Source organism: Nonomuraea sp. NPDC049421 (assembly GCF_040677005.1).
In the GTDB taxonomy this organism is placed as follows: domain Bacteria; phylum Actinomycetota; class Actinomycetes; order Streptosporangiales; family Streptosporangiaceae; genus Nonomuraea; species Nonomuraea salmonea.
This window is the reverse complement of sequence record NZ_JBFAQA010000007.1, coordinates 58,304-76,649: the sequence shown is the minus strand read 5'-3', so window position 1 is coordinate 76,649 and position 18,346 is coordinate 58,304. Positions and strand designations below refer to the sequence as shown.

19 protein-coding genes, 1 tRNA gene and 1 riboswitch are annotated in these 18,346 nt (G+C 72.0%); of the genes, 6 read left to right on the top strand and 14 right to left on the bottom strand.

Annotation, left to right across the window (positions count from 1 at the left end):
* The first annotated feature begins 80 nt into the window (after positions 1-80).
* Together AB0K18_RS14265 and AB0K18_RS14260 are read left to right on the top strand one after the other, a co-directional pair.
* Positions 81-965 (top strand): toxin glutamine deamidase domain-containing protein, encoded by an 885-nt coding sequence (locus tag AB0K18_RS14265; RefSeq protein ID WP_364914445.1) that lies wholly within the window; start codon positions 81-83, stop codon positions 963-965.
* Positions 947-1,231 carry a hypothetical protein gene (locus tag AB0K18_RS14260; protein WP_364555629.1) on the top strand — a complete coding sequence of 95 codons (285 nt, stop codon included), beginning with the start codon at positions 947-949 and terminating at the stop codon, positions 1,229-1,231. Before AB0K18_RS14265 ends, AB0K18_RS14260 begins: the two co-directional genes overlap by 19 nt.
* 124 nt (positions 1,232-1,355) lie before the next feature.
* Here the strand turns inward: AB0K18_RS14260 and AB0K18_RS14255 are convergent, their stop codons facing one another.
* The 4 genes from AB0K18_RS14255 to AB0K18_RS14240 all read right to left on the bottom strand — a co-directional run bounded on the left by AB0K18_RS14255 (position 1,356) and on the right by AB0K18_RS14240 (position 6,591).
* Positions 1,356-3,854: an FtsX-like permease family protein gene (locus tag AB0K18_RS14255; RefSeq protein WP_364914444.1), complete on the bottom strand. Its 2,499-nt coding sequence runs from the start codon at positions 3,852-3,854 to the stop codon at positions 1,356-1,358.
* A gap of 1 nt (position 3,855) precedes the next feature.
* Positions 3,856-4,608 (bottom strand): ABC transporter ATP-binding protein, encoded by a 753-nt coding sequence (locus AB0K18_RS14250; RefSeq protein WP_364914443.1) that lies wholly within the window; start codon positions 4,606-4,608, stop codon positions 3,856-3,858.
* A 112-nt stretch (positions 4,609-4,720) separates the two neighbouring features.
* Positions 4,721-5,422 carry a response regulator transcription factor gene (locus AB0K18_RS14245; RefSeq protein WP_364914442.1) on the bottom strand — a complete coding sequence of 234 codons (702 nt, stop codon included), beginning with the start codon at positions 5,420-5,422 and terminating at the stop codon, positions 4,721-4,723.
* On the bottom strand, positions 5,419-6,591 hold the full coding sequence (locus tag AB0K18_RS14240; RefSeq protein ID WP_364914441.1) for a histidine kinase: 1,173 nt from the start codon (positions 6,589-6,591) through the stop codon (positions 5,419-5,421). Before AB0K18_RS14240 ends, AB0K18_RS14245 begins: the two co-directional genes overlap by 4 nt.
* Before the next feature lie 164 nt (positions 6,592-6,755).
* Here AB0K18_RS14240 and AB0K18_RS14235 point away from each other — a divergent pair, with 164 nt between their 5' ends.
* The gene (locus AB0K18_RS14235; RefSeq protein ID WP_364914440.1) at positions 6,756-7,217 is read left to right on the top strand and encodes a hypothetical protein; all 462 of its coding nucleotides are present in this window, start codon (positions 6,756-6,758) and stop codon (positions 7,215-7,217) included.
* Positions 7,218-7,256: 39 nt separating this feature from the next.
* Here the strand turns inward: AB0K18_RS14235 and AB0K18_RS14230 are convergent.
* A tRNA-Leu gene (locus tag AB0K18_RS14230) sits at positions 7,257-7,329 on the bottom strand.
* Positions 7,330-7,484: 155 nt separating this feature from the next.
* Positions 7,485-7,958 (bottom strand): thioredoxin-dependent thiol peroxidase, encoded by a 474-nt coding sequence (gene bcp / locus AB0K18_RS14225; protein WP_364914439.1) that lies wholly within the window; start codon positions 7,956-7,958, stop codon positions 7,485-7,487.
* A 148-nt stretch (positions 7,959-8,106) separates the two neighbouring features.
* Between bcp and AB0K18_RS14220 the strand changes: the two genes are divergently transcribed.
* On the top strand, positions 8,107-8,439 hold the full coding sequence (locus AB0K18_RS14220; RefSeq protein WP_364914438.1) for a DUF3618 domain-containing protein: 333 nt from the start codon (positions 8,107-8,109) through the stop codon (positions 8,437-8,439).
* A gap of 19 nt (positions 8,440-8,458) precedes the next feature.
* On the opposite strand, the gene AB0K18_RS14215 is transcribed toward AB0K18_RS14220, so the two are convergent.
* Positions 8,459-9,652 carry an alanine racemase gene (locus AB0K18_RS14215; protein ID WP_364914437.1) on the bottom strand — a complete coding sequence of 398 codons (1,194 nt, stop codon included), beginning with the start codon at positions 9,650-9,652 and terminating at the stop codon, positions 8,459-8,461.
* A 137-nt stretch (positions 9,653-9,789) separates the two neighbouring features.
* Between AB0K18_RS14215 and AB0K18_RS14210 the strand changes: the two genes are divergently transcribed.
* Together AB0K18_RS14210 and AB0K18_RS14205 are read left to right on the top strand one after the other, a co-directional pair.
* Positions 9,790-10,389 carry a DUF6286 domain-containing protein gene (locus tag AB0K18_RS14210; RefSeq protein WP_364914436.1) on the top strand — a complete coding sequence of 200 codons (600 nt, stop codon included), beginning with the start codon at positions 9,790-9,792 and terminating at the stop codon, positions 10,387-10,389.
* Complete coding sequence (locus AB0K18_RS14205; protein ID WP_364914435.1) at positions 10,389-10,904, top strand: hypothetical protein; 516 nt, start codon at positions 10,389-10,391, stop codon at positions 10,902-10,904. Before AB0K18_RS14210 ends, AB0K18_RS14205 begins: the two co-directional genes overlap by 1 nt.
* Here AB0K18_RS14205 and AB0K18_RS14200 read toward each other — a convergent pair.
* The 7 genes from AB0K18_RS14200 to AB0K18_RS14170 form a co-directional block, all read right to left on the bottom strand.
* Positions 10,885-12,261, bottom strand: a complete 1,377-nt coding sequence (locus AB0K18_RS14200; RefSeq protein WP_364914434.1) for an L-serine ammonia-lyase — start codon at positions 12,259-12,261, stop codon at positions 10,885-10,887. The two genes, AB0K18_RS14205 and AB0K18_RS14200, sit on opposite strands and share 20 nt — an antisense overlap.
* Positions 12,262-12,318: 57 nt before the next feature.
* Positions 12,319-12,708 carry a glycine cleavage system protein GcvH gene (gene gcvH, locus AB0K18_RS14195; RefSeq protein WP_364914433.1) on the bottom strand — a complete coding sequence of 130 codons (390 nt, stop codon included), beginning with the start codon at positions 12,706-12,708 and terminating at the stop codon, positions 12,319-12,321.
* Positions 12,705-13,790, bottom strand: a complete 1,086-nt coding sequence (gene gcvT / locus AB0K18_RS14190; RefSeq protein WP_364914432.1) for a glycine cleavage system aminomethyltransferase GcvT — start codon at positions 13,788-13,790, stop codon at positions 12,705-12,707. The genes gcvH and gcvT overlap by 4 nt, the downstream gene beginning before the upstream one ends.
* A 130-nt stretch (positions 13,791-13,920) precedes the next feature.
* Positions 13,921-14,018: riboswitch (glycine riboswitch) on the bottom strand.
* 54 nt (positions 14,019-14,072) lie between these two features.
* Positions 14,073-14,765, bottom strand: coding sequence for a gamma-glutamyl-gamma-aminobutyrate hydrolase family protein (locus tag AB0K18_RS14185; protein WP_364914431.1), 693 nt, complete (start codon positions 14,763-14,765; stop codon positions 14,073-14,075).
* Positions 14,766-14,778: 13 nt separating this feature from the next.
* On the bottom strand, positions 14,779-15,543 hold the full coding sequence (locus AB0K18_RS14180) for a 3-oxoacyl-ACP reductase (protein ID WP_364914430.1): 765 nt from the start codon (positions 15,541-15,543) through the stop codon (positions 14,779-14,781).
* A 6-nt stretch (positions 15,544-15,549) separates the two neighbouring features.
* Positions 15,550-16,893 carry an aldehyde dehydrogenase family protein gene (locus AB0K18_RS14175; protein ID WP_364914429.1) on the bottom strand — a complete coding sequence of 448 codons (1,344 nt, stop codon included), beginning with the start codon at positions 16,891-16,893 and terminating at the stop codon, positions 15,550-15,552.
* A gap of 9 nt (positions 16,894-16,902) precedes the next feature.
* Positions 16,903-18,273, bottom strand: coding sequence for a glutamine synthetase family protein (locus AB0K18_RS14170; RefSeq protein ID WP_364914428.1), 1,371 nt, complete (start codon positions 18,271-18,273; stop codon positions 16,903-16,905).
* Between the last annotated feature and the right edge of the window lie 73 nt (positions 18,274-18,346).

The following is an 18,346-nucleotide window of genomic DNA, read 5'->3' as shown; positions in this document are numbered from 1 at the left end:
CCCAGGTAGAGCGGCTAGCTCGGACGGAGAATCTCTCCGACTTCGCCCCCTTGTCACCGCGTCGCCTCTACGATCGTTCGTTGAAGCATGACAGGAGGCAGGCCGTGTTCCGCGAGCACAAGCCGAGTGTCCGATGGGTTCTTCCCGATGGCCGATACAACCCCGTCGTGGCCGACGGGATGCGGTGGCTCGACTACGAGCACGCCGCCGAGACCGATGCCGACTCGCCTGCAGCCCCCTCGGCCGGGTCCTCGGCCGGGTCCTCGGCCGGGTCCTCGGCCGGGTCCTCGGCCGGGTCCTCGGCCGGGTCCTTCGCTGCCGAGCCTCTGATCGCCGCCGAGGACGGTGACTGGTTCGACGGGCCGCGCCGGCCGCCCAGGCTGGCCGAGAGCCGCCCGTACGGCGTGCCGGGCGGGCTCGCGCAGCCCGACCCGCAGGTGGAGCGGGACCTCGCCGACGCCGTACGCGGCGGCGCCCGCTTCCCCGACCCGCGCGGCACCTGGGTGCGCCTGGTCAACGGCGGCGGGCCCGCCGACGACCCGTTCCGGGCCTCCAACGCCGCCGACTGCGCGCTGGCCGTGCTGTCCACCTGGCACGGCGAGCCCGCGGCGGCCGCGCCCCGGCTGCCCGAGTACGACCGGATCGGCCGTCCCGTGCTGACCGGCGAGCAGGGGAGTGTGGCCAGGATCGAGAGCTGGGTGGGCCACCGTCTGCAGTACGCCGGGCAGGGACGGCACGCCTACCCGATGATCGCCCACCGGCTCGTCGAGGCCGGTCACGGTGCGAGCGCCGTGATCGTGGTGCGCTGGCCGGGCGGCGGGAGTCACGCCTGGAACGCGGTCAACTTCGACGGCGAGGTCATCTGGATCGACGCGCAGCGGGGTCACATGTCGGTCGAGCCGCCGTACCGGACGGTGACCGGGGTGTTCTGCGTGATCCTCGACCGGTGGGGGCGGCCGCGATGAACCTGGAGCAGGCAAGGGCGCTGGCCGAGGAGTACTTCAACGGGGTGCGCCCGCCTGAGGAAGCGGTCCCCGTGGGCGTCTACGGCTTCGAGGGCGGCTACGTCGGCTGGGTCCGCGACCTGGAGCCCGACGACCCGGCCAGCCTGCCGGAGACGGCCGGCGGCGCCTGCATCGTGATCGACCGGGCGACCGGCGAGGTGGTGGCGCGCCCGCTGCTGGACGTGGAGACCGTCGCGGAACTGTGGCCCGGCCGCACCCCCCGCTGACCCCCCGAAGGGGTGTGGGATGCACGGCGAGGCCGGGCGTCGCCCCCATCGGACGCCCGACCCGCTTCGTACCCTCTAACCGGCTTTTTCGGGTTTATTCAACAATGTCGTTATTCGTCCGAAGTTAGCCGGCCGCGAGCGATCCCACGATGGACGCCCGCGCCGCCCGCCGCGCCGGGATCACGGCCGCCAGCACCCCCGCCGCCCCCGACAGCACCACGAACAGCAGCACCTGGGGGACGGGCACCGCGTACTGCGAGCCTTCCAGCATCGCCCGCATCGCCGCCCACCCGAAGACGAGCCCGAGCGCGACGCCCACCAGCGCCCCGATCAGCCCGAGCACCAGCGCCTCGACGGACAGCATCCGGCGCAGCTGCGGCCGGGTCAGGCCGAGCGCGCGCAGCAGGGCGGACTCGCGGGTGCGTTCGTGGACGGACAACGACAGGGTGTTGGCGATGCCGAGCAGCGAGATGAGGATGGCGAGCCCGAGCAGCCCTGTCATGATCATCAGCACCATGTCGAGCGTCTCGTCGAACTGCCCGCGTACCTCCGTCGCGCTGTTGACCATCACGGTCGGATAGGGCGCCGTGGCGGCGTCCACCACAGCGCGGGCCCGCGCGGCGGGCACGCCGTCCTTGATCGTGACCAGCACCTGCGCGTCGGGCACCGCGCCGAAGTAGGCGTCGAACGCGCGCTCGGGCACGGTGACGGCGGGCAGCATCGTCTGGTCGCCGTCGAGCAGCGCGACGATCCGGAGGGAGACCGTGCCCGCCCGCTTGGTCGCGAGCGTCGCCGTGCCGCCGAGCCGCAGCCCGAGCCGGGCCGCCGTCCGGCCATCGACCGCGACCTGCCCGGCCGCGAACCCGCGCAGGGACCCGGCCGTCACGTAGGGCGCCACGTGCCCGGCGAACGTCCCCACGCTCTGCGTCCTGCCGCCGAAGCCGGCCTCGACCCTGCGGATCTGCCCCACCGACGCCAGCTCGGGCCGGGTGCGCAGTTCCTCGCCCACCGAGCGCGGGATGAGCGGCTCGCGTTCCTGGTCGATCAGCAGGTAGTCGACGGGGAACTGGTCGTCCAGCTTGGCCGTCATGGTGAGCCGGGTCGAGGCGGTGATCACGGAGATGAGGGTCATCAGCGTCACCCCGATCGTCAGCGCGACCGTGGTGGTGGCCGCCCGCCTGGGGTTGCGGACGGAGTTCTGCACCGCGAGCTTGCCCGGCACCCCGAACGAGCGGCGCGGCACCCACCCCACGACCGCGCTCAGCGGCCTGACCAGCACAGGCCCGAGTATCAGCACCGCCAGGAACGTCAGCATGCCCCCGGCCATGACGACGACCAGCGCGACCTGCCCAGGGGGCAGCGCGAACGCGCCCGCGCCGGTCGTACCGGCTCCTGCCAGCAGGAAGAGCGCCGCGAACAGCATCCGCGCCCGCCCGGCGCGGAACGTGCGCTCCTCGGGCTCGCTGCGCAGCGCCGCGACCGGCGCCACGCGGGTCGCGGACCTCGCGGGCAGCACCGCCGCACCCACCGTGACCAGCACGCCCACGGCCAGGGCGATGCCGGCGGTGACGGGGGAGAGCGTGACGGCCGCGTCGGTGGGCAGCGAGGCCTCCAGCGCGCCGAGCACGGTCAGCGTGAGCGCGGCCAGGCCGTACCCGGCGGCGAGACCGGCCAGCGAGGCCAGCAGGCCCACGGCGGCCGACTCCAGCAGCACCTGGGAGAAGACCTGCCCCCGCGTCGCCCCGATGCAGCGCAGCAGCGCCATCTCGCGGGTGCGCTGGGCGACGAGGATCGTGAAGGTGTTGTAGATGACGAGCGCGGCCACCAGCATCGCGACGAGCCCGAACAGCAGCAGCCCCACCGTGAGCAGCCGGGTGTCCACGCCGGCGGACGCGGCCAGCGCGTCGGCCAGCTCGGCCCCGGTCCTGACCGTGTACGAGCCGCCGGCCGCCGCCGCGACGGCCTGCTTCAGCCCGGGACCGGAGCCCTTGACGTCGATCTCGGCGTACCCCTTGGCGCCGGTCATGCGCCGCGCGGTGTCCGTGGTGAAGCCGACCGCGCCGGTGAAGGCGAGCTCCTGGTCGAGCCCGGTGTCGATGAGCCCGACCAGGCGGAAGGCGTGCGGGCTGCGGCGGGAGTCGAGCACGGTGATCGTGTCGCCGAGGCGCAGGCCCTGGGCCTCGGCGGTGTTCTCGTCCAGGACGGCGGCCTGGTCGTCGGTGCCGGGCCCGGTGCCCGCGACCACGTCGGTACGGTCGAGCGGCCCGGTGACGACCGAGACGGCCGTGGTCGGCAGGGTGCCGACGGCCTTGCCGTCCTTCCCGAGCAGGGGCGCGGGGCCGCGGACGATGCCCTGCGCCTCGGTGACGCCAGGCAGGCTCCTGATCCGGTCGAGCAGGCCGGCGGGCAGCGGCTCGCCGGACGGGTCGCCGGAGCCCTTGGGCAGCACGGCCACGTCCACCTTGCCCGCGTCGGCGGTCACCCGCTGGGCGAAGCCGGCCTCGACGGTGTCGTTCAGCACGAACGTGCCCGCGATGAAGCCCACCCCGAGCAGGATCGCCAGCGACGTCAACAGGAACCTCAGCCGGTGCGCGCGCAGCCCGGCCAGCGTGGTCCTCAGCACCTCACGCCTCCAGCCGGACGAGCGTGTCCAGCACGGACTGCGGCGTCGGCGCGGCGACCTCGGTGACCAGCTCGCCGTCGCGCAGGAAGACCACGCGGTCCGCGTACGAGGCCGCCACCGGGTCGTGCGTGACCATGACGATGGTCTGGCCCAGCTCGCGTACGGACGTCCGCAGGAACGCCAGCACCTCCGCGCCGCTGCGCGAGTCGAGGTTGCCGGTGGGCTCGTCGGCGAAGATGACCTGCGGCTTGCTGATCAGCGCCCTGGCCACCGCCACCCGCTGCTGCTGCCCGCCGGACAGCTCGGCGGGCCGGTGCGCGAGCCGCTCGCGCAGCCCGACGGTGTCGATGACCCGCTCGAACAGCGTCTCGTCGGCCTGACGGCTCGCGATGTCGAGGGGCAGGCGGATGTTCTGCTCGGCGGTCAGCGTGGGCAGCAGGTTGAACGCCTGGAAGATGAACCCGATCCGCTCGCGGCGCAGCAGCGTCAGCCTGCGGTCGCTCAGCCCGGTCAGCTCGACGTCGCCGACGTGCACGGTGCCGGAGGTGGCCGTGTCGAGCCCGGCCAGGCAGTGCATGAGCGTCGACTTGCCGGACCCGGACGGCCCCATGATCGCGGTGAACGCCCCCGTGGCGAAGGACACGCTCACCCCGCGCAGCGCGTGGACCTGGGCGTCGCCCTGGCCGTACACCTTGGTCAGTTCTGTTGCCACCACGGCGGCCGCTGCCTGCCGCCGGGTCTCGGTGAGCGTCACGTTCACTCCTTGGTCGCGGGGGTCGTGGAACGCGACCAACGCTAGGAGCGGAAATGTCCCTTTCCCTGGGCCTTGAGGAGGGACTTCGTGTGCGCCGCCAGATGACCCCGGGTCAGCCTTCCGGCCGATGCGCGGGCGATTGCGCGGGATGTTGTGCCGGCTGTTGTGCGGGCTGTTGTGCGGGCACGATCAGCCCCGCCTCGTACGCGTACACGACCGCCTGCGCCCGGTCCCGCAGCCCCAGCTTGGCCAGCACCCGGCCGAGGTGCGTCTTGACCGTCGCCTCCGCCACCTCCAGGCGGGCCGCGACCTCCGTGTTGGACAGGCCGCGCGCCACCATGAGCAGCACCTCGCGCTCGCGCGGCGTCAGGTCGCCCGCTCCGGGCGGCGCCTGCCCGCTGGGGAGCTGGGCGGCGAAGCGGTCGAGCATGCGGCGCAGCGTGCTCGGCGACATGACCGACTCGCCCGCGTGCACCACCCTGATCGCGCTGACCAGGTCGGCGGGCGGCACGTCCTTGAGCAGGAACCCGGCCGCGCCCGCCTTGACCGCCGCGAAGGCGTACTCGTCGAGGTCGAACGTGGTCAGGATGAGCACCCGCGGCCCTCTGACCAGCCTGGTGGCCTCCACGCCGTCCATGACCGGCATGCGGACGTCCATGAGCACGACGTCCACCTCGACCCGCTCCAGCAGCCTCAGGGCCGCCGCGCCGTCGCCCGCCTCGGCCACCACCTCGATGTCGGGCTGCGCCCCGAGCACCATCCTGAAGCCGGCCCGCAGCAGCTCCTGGTCGTCGACCAGCATTACCCTGATCACGCCGCCTCCTTCGCCAGGGGCAGCCTGGCCAGCACCTCGAAGCCGCCGCCCTGGCGCGGGCCCGCCGACACCGCGCCGCCGTACATGCCGGCCCGCTCGCGCATGCCGATCAGGCCGTGGCCGCCGGCGCCGCGCGGGGCGGCGGCGCCCCTGCCGTCGTCGGTGACCCGGACGAGCACGTCCGTGCCGCTGTAGTCGATCTCGACCGTGGCGCTGACGCCGGGGCCGCCGTGCTTGAGCGCGTTCGTCAGAGCCTCCTGGACGATGCGGTAGACGGCGAGCTGCTGGCCCTCGGGCAGCTCGGCCGGCGTCCCCGCGACGCGCAGGCTGGCGGGCACCGCGAAGCCGCTGACCAGCTCGTCGAGCTGGCCGAGACCGGGCTGCGGGGTGTAGTCGGTGGGCGCGCTCTCGTTCTCGCGCAGCACGCCGACCAGCCTGCGCATCTCGGCCAGCGCGGCCCTGCCGGTGGCCGAGATGGTCGTGACGGCCGCGCGGGCCTGGTCGAGGTCGGTGCCGAGGGCGTAGTTCGCGCCGTCGGCCTGCACCACCATGACGCTGACGTTGTGGGCCACGACGTCGTGCAGCTCCCGCGCGATCCTGGCCCGCTCGGCCGCCGCGGCCATCCTGGCCTGCTGGTCGCGCTCGCGCTCGGCGCGCTCGGCGCGTTCCTCCAGGCTCTCCAGGTAGCGGCGGCGGGTATTGGCGTACAGGCCGGTCAGCCAGACCGTCACCACGAAGATCGAGCAGCTGAAGAACATGCCGAACGTGGGGCGGTACCAGTTGACCATGGCCAGCGCCACCCCCAGCTCCGCCACCAGGCAGGCCGCCACCGCCCAGCGGAACAGGCACTGCGAGGCCACCGCGTAGAGCGCGACCAGCACGGCCAGGTTGGCGGGCACCGGGGCCAGGCCGGCCAGCCACTGCCCGAAGCTGACCAGCGCGACGGCCGAGAACGCCGGCAGCGGGCGGTCGCGCCACACCAGCGGCAGCAGCAGGAGCGCCGTCAGAGCGAGGTAACCGGGCAGGCCGGGCGCGGAACCGCCGCCCAGCTGCGCGGAGCCCTCCGCCGCCACCCCGGTCAGGACGCAGAACAGCGCCAGAGGGCTCGCCCACAGGGCGTTGGCCAGCTTCTCGTGGCGTCGCGACCACGCCCGTACCCTGCCGAACACATCCTCACGATATGCAGCGCACCCGAAGCTTCTGTCCGCCTGAAGGCTGAAGTGTGAGTACGACCCAGGTCTTACATGACGGGGAGCTTACGCACGGCTTACGGTGTATTTGGCATTCTCATTACCGGGAGCGCCCCCTGCGGGGCGAGTAAAGGGAGATCGTGATGGCGGATCATGATCGCGATGCCGGGTCGCGCGGCGGTGAGGAAGCGCCGCGCGACCCGAGTCCCGTTCAGCCGGCTCTGAAGTACGGCGAGCAAGCCGATCAGGCGTACGCCGAGATCCCTCCCACGCAGCCCGTCGACTGGGAGACGCCGCGGAGCGGCGGCCGTCGCGGGTCCAGGGTGCTCATCGGCGCGGGACTCGTCGGGCTGCTCGCGGGAGCTCTGATCGGCGGTGTCAGCGTGGCCGCCGTCAACGACGCCGGCCATGATCACGGCAGGTTCGACGTCTGGTACGACATGCCGCGCCCGGACCGGTTCCGTGTCCACGCCGTGCCCGACGTGAGCTGCTGGGAGCGCGAGAATGAGGTGCGCTGCAGTGCGCCCTCGCCGCCCCGCGTGCCGCGACCGCCGCGCCCCGACGACGCCCCCGCGGCGCCCGTCGCGCCCGCCTACGACGACTGAGAAACGGCCGGTCAGAGGCGCGGATACACAAATCGTTCGTAGGGCCGGTGGGATTCGAACCCACACTAACAGCCACCTAAAGACTGCGCCTCTGCCATTGGGCTACGACCCCTTTGCCATTGCCATGCCCCGGGAGTTTCGGTCGGGAAATGACAATTCGGGCACGGGAAGTGCCACGTGCCGCCAATCTTACCGCCTGCGTACGCGATCCGGCGCCCGCCCGGTCGGCGGCGTTATCACACGAATAACGCCGCCCGCCGGAGCGTTCTAGGCGAGGCCGAGCTTCTTCTTCAGCGAGGCCACGTGACCCGTCGCCTTCACGTTGTAGAGCGCCTGCTCGATCTTCCCGTCGCCGTCGATGACGAACGTCGAGCGGATCACGCCCACGACCTCCTTGCCGTACAGCTTCTTCGTGCCGTAGGCGCCGTAGGCCTGGTGGACGGTCAGCTCGGGGTCGGACAGCAGGGGGAAGGTCAGCGCGTCGCGCTCGGCGAACTTGGCGAGCTTGGCCGGCTTGTCCTTCGACACGCCGAGGACGACGAAACCCTCGTCGGTCAGCTGCCCGAGGTTGTCGCGGAAATCGCACGCCTGCTTGGTGCAGCCGGGGGTCATCGCGGCGGGGTAGAAATAGAGGATCACGCGCTTGCCGCGGTAGGCGTCGAGCGAGACGGTGCCGCCGTCGGCGGTGGGAAGCGCGAACTCGGGTGCGGCGTCGCCGGGCGCGAGCTTGGATTCTGTCACTGGGGCCCTCCTGATTAACTGCCACCAACCTACCGGCCCGACTCGCTGTGCGGCCGCCGTGCCGTCCGGGGCGCCGACCTGACAGACTGATCACGACCAGAACGAACGCCTCGCCGCTGAGGGCACGCGTACGGTCGAAAGGAGAGCCATGGCTGACACCGATCCCGATGAGCTGGAGCGGCAGATCGCGCGGACGCGCGCGGAGTTGGCGCGGACGGTCGACGCCATCGCCGACCGGGTGAGCCCGAAGCGGGTCGCCGAGCGCACGGTGGAAGACGTCAAGACCAGGGCGGGGCACTTCGTCGCGTCGGTGGGTGACGCGCTGGGGGTGACGGCCAGGCCCGCGGAGTTCGGCGACAACCCCGACGAGATGTGGGACGACGAGCGGCCCGACCTGGGGCCGGTGCTGATCGGGATCGGCGCGGTGCTGGTCGTGGGGGCGGCCATCGTGCTCATGCGCCGCCGCCGCAAACGCCGCTGACCGCTCAGCCGCTGACCGCTCAGAGGAACGTGCGCCCCTCGCCCCGGTAGGTCGGCACCGACTCCACCAGCGCGTCGCCCTCGACCAGGTGCAGCGTGTCGAAGCGCTCGCACAGCTCGCCCGCCTTGGCGTGCCGGAAATAGACCCGGTCGCCGATCCGCAGGTCCTCGGCCGCCTGGCCGAGCAGCGGGGTCTGCACCTCGCCCGCGCCTTCGTCGGGCGCGTAGTGCAGCCCGGCCGGCAGGTACGGCTGCGGCGCCCTGCTGGGCTCCGGTGAGCCCGAGGCGATGTAACCGCCGCCGAGCACGGCGACGACGTCCCTGGCCGGGCGGCGTACGACGGGCAGCGCGAAGAGCGCGGCGGGCACCCCGGTGAACGCGCGGTAGAAGTCGAAGAGCCGCGGATGGAACAGTCCTGACCCGGCGGCAACCTCGGTGACGGCCTTCTCGCGGACGGTCCGCTCGACGCTGCCGGTGCCGCCGCCGTTGACGAACTCGAGGTCGGCGACCTGGCGTACGGCGTTGACGATCCTGCCCCTGCGCAGCACGAGGTCCCTGGCGGAGCGGGCCTGCATGAGCCTGATGAGCTGGGTGTAGGCGGCGTTGCCCGGTGGGTCGTCGCCGACCCCGGCGATCTGCGCCTCGTACGCCAGCAGCCCGGCGAGGCGGAGTCCCGGCCGCTTGGCGATGCTCGCGGCGAGGTCGGCCGCCTGGTCGGGCTCGCGGACGGGGGAGCGCAGCGCGCCGGCCCTGAACCTGCCGCCGAAGGCGACGAAGCCGGCGTCGATGTCGAGGCAGAGCCTGATCTCGGCGCGCGGCCGGACGCCCGCCACGGCGGCCTCGATGAAGTCGAGGTGGGCGGCCGAGTCGACGGTGACGGTGATGCGTTCTGCGGCCCGCGCGTCGCCCGCGAGTGCGGCCAGGGCGTGCCGGTCGGCGGTGGGGTAGGCGACGAGGATGTCGGTGTGGCCGTGCCCGGCGAGCCAGAGCGCCTCGGGCAAGGTGAAGGCCATGAGGCCGCGGAAGCCGTCCATGGCGAGGACACGGTCGAGGAGTGCCCGGCTGCGTACGGACTTGGTGGCCACTCTGATGGGCTTGCCGGCGGCGCGGCGTACGAGGCCGGCGGCGTTGGCCCGCAGGGCGGCGAGGTCGAGCAGCGCGAACGGCGGTTCGAGGGCTGCGGTGGCCCGGTCGTACCGCTGCCGGTCATCCATACCGGCAGCGTATCCGCATATCGGGCAAATGAACATGAGGCTTGTTCGTGTTAGTTGCGGTCCCCGTAATGATCGGGCAAACCGGCGGCGAGGGCGCGGTACCGCCCCGGCGCCCTGCATGTACGTCTGTCGGTGTGATGACCACGCTTCAGCAGCTCCTGCCCGGTGCCGTCGTCGCCCCGCGGAACACCGGGCTGCGCCGGGCGTCCAGGGCGCTGCGGCCGGCGCGTACCGTCCCCGGCGCCCTCGTGGCGCTCACGCTGGCCACCGCGCTGGGGGCGACCGCGGCCGAGGTGGTCGCCGCGCTGCTCGGCAGGCCGCTCGGCTGGGTGCCGGTCAACGAGCTGATCGAGCTCGCGGGCCGCAGCACCTGGCCGGAGCTGGAGACCGTGGCGATGGGCCTGGCCGGAGCGGGCGCGCTCATGCTGCTGCTCGCGATCATGCCGGGACGTACCCGGCTGGTGCCGGTGGAGACCGACGACCCGCTCATCGTCATCGGCATCACCCGCGCGGGCCTGCGCCGCACCCTGCGCGCCGCCGCCCAGCAGGTGGCCGGCGTGGACCGGGCGAGCGTCAGGCTGCGCCGCCGCACGATCGAGGTCACGGTCATGACCAGCGGGGAGAGTTCGGGCCAGATGCTCAGGCAGGTCGGCACCGTGGTGGGCGACCGCCTGTCCGGCGTCGGCACGTTGAGCACCTGCGAGGTCGTCGTCCGTCTGCGCAGGAGGGCCGCCTGATGCGCCAGTACGCGGGCAACCGGGTGGGCCTCGCCGTCGTCGGGGCGATCCTGCTGGCACTCGGCGGGTACGCGTGGCTGCGCGGCCAGAACCGCTTCTTCGACCTGCCGCCGGGCGCCAGGGTGCTGCCGGCCGCCGCCAGGAAGACGCTGGCCGAGGAGCCGTGGCCGCTCTGGTTCGTCGCCTTCGCCCTGCTGTTCCTGACCCTGCTGGCGCTGCGCTGGCTGCTGCTGAGCCTCGGCTGGGGCCGCCGCGGCACCCACAACGGCACCGGCACCGCGATGCTGTTCGTCGGGCTCAAGGGCGTGGACGGGCTGGGCAGGGCAGGCGTCCGGGTGGCCGCCGACGGCCTGCGCATCGGCCTGACCTGCCCGGCCGCCGCCGACGTCGGCGCGATCGTGAGCAAGCTGGACCAGGACATCGTGGGGCGGATCCGCCGCGAGGTCCGCGACGACGAGTGCCCCGCCGTGGTCCGCCTGCACGTACGGCGTCAGGTCAGCACTCGATCACGTTGACCGCGAGGCCGCCGCGCGAGGTCTCCTTGTACTTGTCGAGCATGTCGCGGCCGGTGTCGCGCATGGTCTTGATGGCCCGGTCGAGCGAGACGAAGTGCTTGCCGTCGCCGCGCAGCGCGATCCTGGCCGCGGTGATCGCCTTGTTGGAGGCCACCGCGTTGCGCTCGATGCACGGGATCTGCACCAGGCCGCCGATCGGGTCGCAGGTCAGCCCCAGGTTGTGCTCGATGCCGATCTCGGCGGCGTTCTCCACCTGCTCGGGCGTGCCGCCCAGCGCCTCGGTGAGCCCCGCCGAGGCCATCGAGCAGGCCGAGCCCACCTCGCCCTGGCAGCCCACCTCGGCGCCGGAGATCGAGGCGTTCTCCTTGAACAGCACCCCGATCGCGCCCGCCGTCAGCAGGAACCTGATGACACCGTCGTCGTCGGCGTGCGGGACGAACCGGGTGTAGTAGGTCAGCACGGCCGGGATGATGCCGGCGGCGCCGTTGGTCGGGGCGGTGACGATCCGGCCGCCCGCCGCGTTCTCCTCGTTGACGGCCAGCGCGAACAGCGTCACCCAGTCCATCGCCTGCAACGGGTCCTTCTCCGGCGGCTCGGACTGCAGGCGGCGGTGCAGCTGGTTGGCGCGGCGCTTGACCTTGAGGCCGCCGGGCAGCACGCCCTCCTTGGCGATGCCGCGCGTGACGCACTCGGACATGACCCGCCACAGGTTCATCAGGCCGCCCCTGATCTCCTCCTCGGTGCGGCCGAACGCCTTCTCGTTCTCCAGCATCAGCGCGGAGATCGACAGGCCGGTGGCGGAGCAGTGCTTGAGCAGCTCCTCGGCGGTGGTGAACGGGTAGGGCAGGACGGTGTCGTCGGGCTTGATGCGGTCGGCGCCGGTGGCCTGCTCGTCCACCACGAAGCCGCCGCCGACGGAGAAGTAGACCTTCTCCCGCAGCCGCTCGCCCGAGGCGTCCCAGGCGGTGAAGCGCATGCCGTTGGGGTGCTCGGGCAGCGAGATCTTGCGCTCGAAGACGAGGTGCTCGCCGACGACGAACGGGATCTCATGAGTGCCGAAGAGCGAGACGGTGCCCGACTCGCGCATGGCGGCGATGCGGGCGTCCACGGTGTCGACGTCGACCAGCTCGGGCTTGTCGCCCGACAGGCCCAGCAGGACGGCCTTGTCACTGCCGTGGCCCTTGCCGGTCAGGCCGAGCGAGCCGTACAGGATGACCTCCACGCGGGACACCTGGTCGAGCAGGCCGTCCTGGTGCAGGCCGCGGGCGAACTTGTGAGCGGCGGCCATCGGGCCGCCCGTGTGGGAGCTCGACGGGCCGATGCCGATCTTGAAGAGGTCGAAGACGCTGATCGCCATTGATGTGCGCCCTTCATGAAGGGCCGGGGCCCGGCTCGGCGGGCCCCGGCGGGTGGGTCAGGAGTCGCCCGCGGTCAGGGCGGTGTACTCCTCAGGCGAGAGCAGTTCCTCGGGGTCGCCCTCCACGCGGACCTTGAACATCCAGCCCTCGCCGTACGGGTCGCTGTTGGCCAGGCTCGGGTCGTCCACGACCGCCTGGTTCACCTCGACGACCTCACCGCCGACCGGCGTGTAGATCTCGTTCACCGACTTGGTCGACTCCACCTCACCGATGGAGTCACCCGGCTCGACGTTGCTGCCGACCTCGGGGAGCTGCACGTAGACGACGTCACCAAGGGAGTCGGCGGCGAAGGCCGTGATGCCGACGGTCACGGTGACGCTGTCCTCGACACCGCGCACCCACTCGTGCTCCTTGGTGTAGCTCAGGTCGTCAGGGATGTTGCTCACTTGTTCCTCCTGTAAAAGGGCAGCTCGACCAGGTCCACAGGTTCATGGCTGCCCCGGATGTCCACAGCCAGGCCTGAATCGGCGCCGGTGTCCACGTAGGCCATCGCGATGGGCTTGCCCAGGCTCTGGGAAGGCGCACCGCTGGTGACCTCGCCGACGACGGCGCCGTCTCGGGTGACCGGGTAACCGTGGCGCGGCACCCGGCGGCCCCGCGCGACCAGGCCGACGAGCCGGCGTCGTGGCTGGTCGTCCTTGACCGCCTCGAGCGCAGACCGGCCGACGAAGTCACCGGGCTTGTCGAATTTCACCACCCTGCCCAGCCCCGCGTCGAACGGGGTCAGCTCCGCGTCGAGCTCGTTGCCGTACAGCGGCATGCCCGCTTCAAGGCGGAGCGTGTCGCGGCTGGACAGGCCCGCGGGCTTGAGCCCGTACGGCTCGCCGGCCGCCGTGAGCGCGTGCCAGAGCGGGACGGCGTCCTCGCCCGCGACGAACAGCTCGAAGCCGTCCTCGCCGGTGTAACCGGTACGGGCGAGGAGCGCCTGCCGGCCGTCCACCGTGCCGGGCAGGCCGGCGTAGTACTTGAGCCCGGCCAGGTCGGCGTCGGTGAGCGTGGCCAGGATCTCCTGCGAGCGCGGGCCCTGGACGGCGATCAGCGCGTACCGGTCGGAGCGATCCTCGACCACCGCGTCGTACGCCTTCGCGCGCTCCTGCAGCTCGCGGGCCACCTTCTCGTAGTTGGACGCGTTCGCCACGACCATGAACTCCTCGTCACCGAGCCGGTAGACGATGAGGTCGTCGAGCACGCCGCCGTGCTCGTTCACGATCATGGTGTAGCGGGCCCGGCCGACGGCCAGCGCCGACAGGTGGCCGACCAGCGCGTAGTCGAGCGCCTCGGCGGCCTGCGGGCCGGTCAGGAAGATCTCGCCCATGTGCGACAGGTCGAACAGACCGGCCGCCTCGCGGACGGCCCGGTGCTCGGCGGACTCGCTGCCGTACCGGAGGGGCATGAGCCAGCCGGCGAAGTCGGTCAGGGTGGCGCCGAGGCTCTCGTGAACGTCTCGGAGCGGTGTCGGTCGGGACATTGGACGCACCTCAGGACAGGAGTGGATGCCAGCATCCTCCCCCTCTGTCATCGGTGCCTGAGAGCTTCGCCCGATTTTTGCCGGACTTTCACCTTCGGCGAGGCCCCGAGGGCCTGCTTTCCAGAGACACCGTAGCCGTGCGGTCCTTTGCCTTGAGAGGTTCGCGGGGAGGGCTTGCTCCTTCAGGGGCCCTGACCGGCTGTCAGGGCACTCTCCCGCACGGTTTCGTCGGTGATGTCCGCCAGCCTAGTGGGGATATGGGGCTGTTGTCGCGTTCGTGGTTCAACAGGCCGCGACCAGCGTCTCGAAGAGCGCCCGATCCTCCGCCACCTCCGGGTGCCACTGCACCGCCATCGCGAACCCGGCCCCCTCCAGCTCCACCGCCTCGACCGTGCCGTCCGCCGCCGTCGCGGTGACCGACAGGCCGGGCGCGAGCCGGTCCACGCCCTGGTGGTGGTAGTGCGGCACCGGCAGCGGCTCCGTGCCCAGCGCCTTCGCCAGGCGCGAGCCGGGGACGGGCGTCACCGGCAGGTCGCCGAAGCGGCCGGGCCCTGGACAGTGGCCGGTGTGGCCCACGACGTCCGGCAGGTGCTGGTGCAGGCTGCCGCCGAGCGCCACGTTCAGCACCTGGAGCCCCCGGCAGATGCCCAGGTAGGGCAGCCCGGCGTCGAGCGCCGCGCGCAGCAGCGCGAACTCGGCCTCGTCGCGGAACTCCCGCACGTAGCCGGTGCGCTCGTGCGGGGCCGCGGCGTACCTGGCCGGGTCGATGTCGCCGCCGCCCGCCAGCACGAGCCCGTCCAGCCGGCCCACGAGCGCGGCGGGCGCACCGGCCGGCGGCAGCACGACCGGCTGCCCGCCGGCCGCCGCCACCTTCTCCACGTACGCGTACGGCAGCAGCGCGGCGGGCGTGTCCCGCCACACCGTGAACGTGGCCTGCTCGACGTAGCAGGTGATGCCGATGACCGGACGCCGCATGGCGTGCCCCCCTCTAGAGCGGCGTGACGTACGCGCCGGAGATGCCGCCGTCCACCAGGAACTCGCTGGCCGTGACGAACGAGGCGTCGTCGCTGGCGAGGAACGCCACCGCCGCCGCGATCTCCGACGCCTCCGCGAAGCGGCCCACCGGCACGTGCACCAGCCGCCGCTGCGCCCGCTCCGGGTCCTTGGCGAACAGCTCCTGGAGCAGGGGCGTGTTCACCGGGCCTGGACACAGCGCGTTCACTCTGATGCCCTCCCTGGCGAACTGCACACCCAGCTCGCGCGACATCGCGAGCACGCCGCCCTTGGAGGCGGTGTAGGAGATCTGCGAGGTCGCCGACCCCATCACCGCCACGAACGACGCCGTGTTGATGATCGAGCCCTTGCCCTGCCGCCGCATGTACGGGATGACGTGCTTGCAGCACAGGTAGACGCTGGTCAGGTTCACCTCCTGGACGCGGCGCCAGGCGTCGATGCCGGTCTCCAGGATCGAGTCGTCGTCGGGCGGCGAGATGCCGGCGTTGTTGAAGGCGATGTCCACGCTGCCGTACGTCTCGTACGCGGTGGCGAACATGCGCACCACGTCGTCCTCGTTCGTGACGTCGGCCCGTACGAACAGGCCGCCGACCTCGCTCGCGGCCTGCTTGCCTCCCTCCTCGTCCACGTCCGCGCAGACGACCTTGGCGCCCTCCTCGGCGAACCGGCGGGCCGTGGCCAGCCCGATGCCGCCCGCCGCTCCCGTGATGACCGCCACCCGATCCTGCAACCGCTGCATCCCGTGTCACTCCGTTGCGATGAAGACGTTCTTGACCTCGGTGAACGCCGCAAGGGCGTCGGCGCCGAGCTCCCTGCCGAGTCCGGACTGCTTGAAGCCGCCGAACGGGGTCCAGTAGCGGACGGAGGAGTGGGAGTTGACCGACAGCGCCCCCGACTCGACGGCCCTGGCCACCCGCAGCGCCCGCCCCACGTCGCGGGTCCAGATGGAGCCGCTCAGCCCGTACGGGGTGTCGTTGGCGATGCGGACGGCGTCGGCCTCGTCCTCGAACCTGGCCACCGACAGGACGGGCCCGAAGATCTCCTCGGTGAACGCCCGGTCGGTGACCTCGGGGGTCAGCACGGTGGGCGGGAACCAGTAGCCCCTGCCCTCGGGGCACGAGCCCCTCAGGTAGGGGTCGCCGTCGACGAAGCTCGCGACGCGGGCCAGGTGCTCGGCGCTGATGAGCGGGCCCATCTCGGTGGCCTCGTCGCGCGGGTCGCCGACCTTGACGCCCAGCACGGCCGGGGCGAGCAACGACATGAACTCGTCGTACACGCTCGACTGGACGAGCAGACGGGAGCGGGCGCAGCAGTCCTGGCCCGAGTTGTCGAACACCGCGTACGGCGCCGTCGCCGCCGCCTTCTCCAGGTCGGCGTCGGCGAAGACGATGTTGGCCGACTTGCCGCCCAGCTCCAGCGTCACCCGCTTGACCTGGCGCGCCGCCGACGCCGCGATCTCCTTGCCCACCTCGGTCGACCCGGTGAACACGATCTTCGCCACGCCGGGGTGCTCGACCAGGCGGGCGCCCGCGACCTCCCCTGCCCCAGGCAGCACCTGGAGCACCCCCTCGGGGAGGCCCGCCGCCAAGGCCAGCTCGGCCAGCCTCAGCGCCGTCAGCGGGGTCCACTCGGCCGGCTTCACGATCACCGTGTTGCCGGCCGCCAGCGCGGGGGCCACGCCCCACGACATGATCAGCATCGGGAAGTTCCACGGCACGATGACCCCGACCACGCCGAGCGGCTCGTGGAAGGTGACGTCCACGCCGCCCGCGACCGGGATCTGCCTGCCGTGCTCGCGCTCGGGCGCGCCCGCGTAGAAGTGCAGCACGTCGCGTACGGCGCCGGCCTCCCAGCGGGCGTTGCCGATCGGGTGCCCGGCGTTGGCCAGCTCAAGCTCGGCCAGCTCCGCGCCGTGCGCGTCCACCAGGTCCGCGAACCTGCGCAGCAGCCTCGCCCGGTCACCCGGCGCGACCGCGCGCCAGCCCGCGTACGCCTTCCTGGCACGCTCCACGGCCCGATCGACCTCGGCCGCGTCAGCGAGCTCGACGTCGGCCAGCACCTCTTCCGTGGCCGGATTCACGATCTTCATGCGAGCCCGTCACATCCGCTCGAAACCACGGAACATCTCCCAGTCCGTCACCGCCGCGTCGAACGCGGCCAGCTCCACCCGCGCGTTGTTGGCGTAGTGCTCGACCACGTCCTCGCCGAACGCCTCCTTGGCCAGCTTCGACCCCTCGAACACGGTCAGCGCCTCGCGCAACGTCGCCGGCACCCGCTCCGCCCCCGAGGTGTAGGCGTTGCCCGCGTACGGATCCTCCAGCGGCAGCTCCGCGTCGATGCCGTGCAGGCCCGCCGCGATCAGCCCCGCCACCGCCAGGTACGGGTTCACGTCGCCGCCCGGCACGCGGTTCTCCACCCGCAGCGACTGGCCGTGGCCCACCAGGCGCAGCGAGCAGGTGCGGTTGTCCACGCCCCACTTGAGCGCGGTGGGGGCGAAGCTGCCCGGCACGAAACGTTTGTAGGAGTTGATGTTGGGGGCGTACAGCAGGGTCAGCTCCCGCATCGCGGCCAGCTGCCCGGCCACGAAACCGGCGCCCAGCTGGGAGAGCCCGTACGGCCCCTCGCCCGCCATCACCGGGTCGCCGTCCACGCTGCGCAGCGAGATGTGGATGTGGCAGGAGTTGCCCTCACGCTGGTTGGGCTTGGCCATGAAGGTGATCGACCGGCCCTCCTGGGCGGCGATCTCCTTGGCCCCCGTCTTGTAGATGACGTGGTTGTCGCAGGTCGCCAGCGCCTCGGCGTAACGGAAGGCGATCTCGTGCTGGCCGAGGTTGCACTCGCCCTTGGCCGACTCGACGTAGAGGCCCGCGCCCTCCATCTCGCGCCTGATCCGGCGCAGCAGCTTCTCGACGCGGCCGGTGCCGAGCAGCGAGTAGTCGACGTTGTAGAGGTTCGCGGGGGTCAGGTCACGGTACGCGCGGCGCCAGGCGTCCTCGTAGGTGTCGTCGTAGATGACGAACTCCAGCTCCGTGCCGACGTACGCGGCCAGGCCCCGCTCCTGCAGCCGGGCGAGCTGTCGGCGCAGGATCTGGCGCGGCGAGGCGGTCACCTCGGCGCCGCCCTCCCACGCGAGGTCGGCCATGACCAGCGCGGTGCCCTCGTGCCAGGGCACCCGGCGCAGCGTGGACAGGTCGGGCTTCATGACGAAGTCGCCGTAACCCCGCTCCCAGGACGACATGGCGTAACCCGGGACGGTGTTCATGTCCACGTCGACGGCCAGCAGGTAGTTGCAGCCCTCGGAGCCGTGCTGCAGCACCTCGTCGAGGAAGTAGCGCGCGGACAGGCGTTTGCCCTGCAACCTGCCCTGCATGTCGGCGATCGCGAGGAGCACGGTGTCGATCCGGCCGGCGGCGAAGTCGTCGCGCAGCTCGGTCACGGACAGGAACCCGCTGCTCGCTCGATCGCTCACGCTACGTCGCTCCGATCTGGCCTGACGCGCTTTCCCGCTGATTGGGCTAGTCTCAGACCATTGATGTGCATGG